Origin of the sequence: Noviherbaspirillum sp. (genome assembly GCF_036846085.1) — a bacterium.
In the GTDB taxonomy this organism is placed as follows: Bacteria; Pseudomonadota; Gammaproteobacteria; order Burkholderiales; family Burkholderiaceae_D; genus Noviherbaspirillum.
In genome coordinates this window covers 1-4,411 of the sequence record NZ_DAIUCO010000350.1, presented here as the reverse complement: position 1 = coordinate 4,411, position 4,411 = coordinate 1, and the positions used below count along the sequence as shown (strand labels likewise).

Annotated in this window: 2 protein-coding genes; both read right to left on the bottom strand. The window is 57.7% G+C overall.

From position 1 onward, the window contains the following. The coding region (locus tag V7080_RS24345; RefSeq protein WP_334190964.1) for a sensor histidine kinase at positions 1 to 1,933 on the bottom strand (1,933 nt) is incomplete at its 3' end. A gap of 206 nt (positions 1,934 to 2,139) precedes the next feature. Then, positions 2,140 to 4,341, bottom strand: a complete 2,202-nt coding sequence (locus V7080_RS24340) for an OsmC domain/YcaO domain-containing protein (protein WP_334190963.1) — start codon at positions 4,339 to 4,341, stop codon at positions 2,140 to 2,142. Between the last annotated feature and the right edge of the window lie 70 nt (positions 4,342 to 4,411).

The window sequence follows — 4,411 nt, the reverse complement described above, 5'->3', positions numbered from 1 at the left end:
GTCCCAGCCCGCCCGAGGACCGATCGGGGGTGCGCTCGGCCTGGGCGAACAGGTCGAATGCGCGGGCCGTCAGATCCGGGGACATGCCGACGCCGTTATCGCCGATTTCGATGACGACATGCGCAGCGTGCACCTCGACCTTCAGCACAATGTTGCCCCCCTCCTGCGTGTACTTGGCGGCGTTATTGAGAATATTGGCAATGACCTGCACCAGGCGCTTCTTGTCGCCCATGACCATGGTGGTCTCGGGCGGCAGGTGCAAGGCGAAGTGATGCCGCCGGGACTGGATCAGCGACGTAACCTGTTCCACCGCATCGGCCACGATGTGCCGGATGTCGAGTGGCGCATTGTCGAGCTCGACCAGACCCCGCGTGAGCCGCGATACATCGAGCAGATCGTCCACCAGACTGGTCATGTGGTGCACCTGCCGGCCGATGATCCGGCTGGTCTGGCGCACCCGTTCTTCATCCAGCTTCACCATCTGCAGCAATTCGGCGGCCGCGCCGATGGGTGCCAGCGGATTCCTCAATTCATGCGCCAGCATCGCCAGGAACTCGTCCTTGCGCCGGTCGGCTTCCTGCAGCTTTTCTTCCACCACCTTGCGGTCTGTAATGTCACGAAAGAAGAAGGCTATTCCACCATCGAGAGATGGATAAACACGAGTTTCAATCCACGCTTTCTTCTTATTCGGCAAGACAAAGGGGACCTCGACAATTTCCGCTTTGCCTGTCTCCATCACGCGATGGAAAATCGCCGCCGTTTCGGTGCCTTTGAGCTCGGGCCAGATGTCCCAATGGTTGCGCCCAATTACCTCGGAAGCGGAACGTTGGGTAATCCGCAGACCCTCTCCATTCATGCGCAAGACTGTCCAATAGCGATCCAGCACCGCGAACCCTTCAGTCATGCTGTCGAAGATGTACTGGCTCTGATCCCGCTCGCGGCGCAGTTCATTTTGGGTACGCGCGTTCTCCAAGGCAGACCAGGTGCGATCGACCATGTCTTGAGCCAAAGCGATCTCATGATCGGTCCAGTAATGCGGGCGGGAATCATGCAGACTCAGAATCGCGCGCAGCCGTCCCGCTTTCATCAGCGGAATGGCCACGAAAGACCGCACGCCATTGGTGGCATAGGCATTCGTATAGGCGGCGGAGCGTTGGTCGGTTGTCACATCAGCGACCACCAACGTTTCCCCCGCCCGGATCGCTTCAGCGATCAAGGGACCGAATTCATCGAGGCGCAATACCGCCCCAGCCATCGATGGCAATTTGCCGTCGGTCCAGTCACGTTCAATGCTGACAGTTTCGCCAGATTCATCGGCAGCGGCATAGGCGACGCGTGCCACGCCGAGATATTTGCCAAGCATTTCACTTGCAGCAGCGGTGATGTCGTCTGGCACGATCAGGTGACGCAGATGCTCTGCAAGCTCGGACTGAAACGCATACAGGCATTCCGCCTGCATCCTGCGAGTCGTCTCGATCGCCGTGATGTATATCCCGACTACGTTTCCATTGCTATCGGTGACAGGAGAAAAGGAGGAGGTGTACCAACGCTGCGTAGGAATGCCGGTCGGCAGGACTGTGTAAGGAACGTCCTCGAAGTAAGAGGACTTGCCCGCCATGGCATCGTCGATGATGGGTTTTATCTCGGGCCATATCTCGGACCACATCGAGCTGAAACTTTTCCCCAGCGAGGCAGGATGCTTGTCACCCAGTTGCGCTGCATAGGCATCGTTGTACAAGGTGGCCAGCTCATCACCCCATATGACGGCCGCCGGGGAGCGGGATTGCAGGACCAGGCCCATCACCGTATGGAGTTGCTGCGGCCAGGTTTCAGGAGAGCCGATTGCGCATGCCGACCAATCCAACCGACACATGAGGGACGGCACCTTGCCGTCGACATTTACCCAGGGAAATGTGTGTGACGAATTTTTCATTCAGACGATTTTCGCATGCCCACCACGGTCTTGCCTCTCTCGACAAACGCTCGGGAAATCAAGGCCGTGGTTGCCAGGCATCCGCTTCCGGATGATCGCTGAGATCTGCTTCGATGAAGAAATTACACGGATGGTCGCTCAGGTAGCGACCATCCGTTTGTGCCGGGGATGAACGACATCACCGCACCCGGCCATGACTTGCCACCCTAGCCGGCTGCCGCCGTCTTTGCCCGCGCCGCATGCAATTTCTGGTAGCTGTCGATCAGGCGGTGGTGCCTGTCGAGGCCCTCCAGTTTCATACTGGTCGGCGTCAAGCCGTAAAAGCGCACGCTGCCGTCCACCGAACCCAGCACCGCGTCCATCCGCGGGTTGCCAAACATCCGGCGGAAATTGCCCACGAAATCGTCCAGCTCCAGGTCGTCGTCGAGCAGCACTTCCAGCACCACGTTCAAGGCTTGATAAAACAACTTTCGCTCGACCGTGTTGTCGTTGTACTGCAGGAAGGCGCCCACCAGTTCGTGCGCCTCTTCGAATTGCTGCAAGGCGAGATGAATGAGCAGCTTCAGCTCGAGAACCGTCAGCTGGCCCCACTCCGTGTTCTCGTCAAATTCGATGCCGATCAGGGTGGCGATGTCGGAGTGTTCATCGAGCTCATTGTTCTCCAGGCGATCAAGCAACGCTTCCAGGCTTGCGTCGTCCAGGCGGTGCAGGTTCAGGATATCGGCGCGGAACAACAGCGCCTTGTTGGTGTTATCCCAGATCAGATCGTCGACAGGATAAATTTCCGAATAGCCGGGCACCAGGATCCGGCAGGCAACGGCGCCGAGCTGGTCATACACCGCCATGTACACCTCCTTGCCCATGTCTTCAAGAATGCCGAACAGGGTCGCGGCTTCCTCGGCATTGGAAATTTCACCTTGCCCAGAAAAATCCCACTCGACAAAATCATAATTCGCTTTGGCGCTGAAAAAGCGCCACGACACCACGCCGCTGGAATCGATGAAGTGTTCAACAAAGTTGTACGGCTCAGTGACGGCATTGCTTTCGAAGGTGGGCTGCGGAAGATCGTTCAGACCTTCAAAACTGCGGCCCTGCAGCAATTCCGTCAGACTCCGTTCCAGCGCCACCTCGAAGCTCGGATGCGCGCCGAACGAAGCAAAGACACCGCCGGTCCGCGGGTTCATCAGGGTGACGCACATCACCGGGTAGATTCCGCCCAGCGACGCATCCTTTACCAGCACTGGAAAGCCCTGCTCTTCCAGGCCCTGAATGCCGGCCAGGATGCCGGGATATTTCGCCAGCACTTCGTGCGGCACGTCGGGCAGTGCGATTTCACCTTCCAGGATTTCACGCTTTACCGCCCGTTCGAAAATTTCGGACAGGCATTGCACCTGCGCTTCGGCCAGCGTATTGCCGGCACTCATGCCATTGCTGACGTAGAGGTTTTCAACCAGGTTGGATGGGAAATACACCACTTCGCCGTCCGACTGCCGCACATACGGCAGTGAACAGATACCGCGCTGCACATTTCCGGAGTTGGTGTCGACCAGGTGCGACGCGCGCAATTCGCCATCGGGATCGTAAATGGGCAGGCAGTATTCATCAAGAATCTCGGCCGGCAGCGCGTCGTCGGGGCCAGGCTGGAACCATCGTTCGTTCGGGTAATGTACAAACGCCGCGTTGGCGATGTCTTCGCCCCAAAACGCACCGGCGTAGAAATGGTTGTTATTGAGCCGCTCGATATACTCGCCCAATGCCGACGCCAGCGCGCTTTCCTTGGTCGCGCCTTTGCCATTGGTAAAACACATCGGCGAGTGCGCATCGCGGATATGCAGCGACCACACATTGGGAATGATATTGCGCCACGAAGCGATTTCAATCTTGATGCCCAGGCCCGCCAGCACGCCCGACATATTGGCGATGGTTTGCTCCAACGGCAAATCCTTGCCCGGGATATAGGTGCTGGCGTCCGAAGCCGGCTTCAAGGTCAGCAAGGCCTGGGCATCGGCATCGAGGTTCTCGACCTCTTCAATCACGAACTCGGGGCCGGCCTGCACGACTTTTTTTACCGTGCAACGTTCGATGGAGCGCAAGATGCCCTGTCGGTCGTAAGCGGAGATATCCGCCGGCAATTCGACCTGGATCTTGAAAATCTGCTGGTAACGGTTTTCCGGGTCGACAATATTATTTTGCGACAGGCGGATATTCTCGGTCGGGATGTTGCGGGTGACGCAGTACAACTTCACGAAGTAAGCCGCACACAAGGCCGATGAGGCCAGAAAGTAATCGAAGGGACCGGGCGCCGAGCCATCGCCCTTGTAGCGGATAGGCTGGTCGGCCACCACCGTGAAATCATCGAACTTGGCTTCAAGACGAAGCTTGTCGAGAAAGTTGACCTTAATTTCCATGAGACATTTCCAAAAATGGTATTCAAAATGAGGTAGGCGTTACTAGCCGCCGCCACGCCGCGCCTGGCCA

Excerpts from the sequence above, each read along its gene's own strand:
- V7080_RS24340 (WP_334190963.1), bottom strand. The coding sequence starts at position 4,341 with ATGGAAATTAAGGTCAACTTTCTCGACAAGCTTCGTCTTGAAGCCAAG.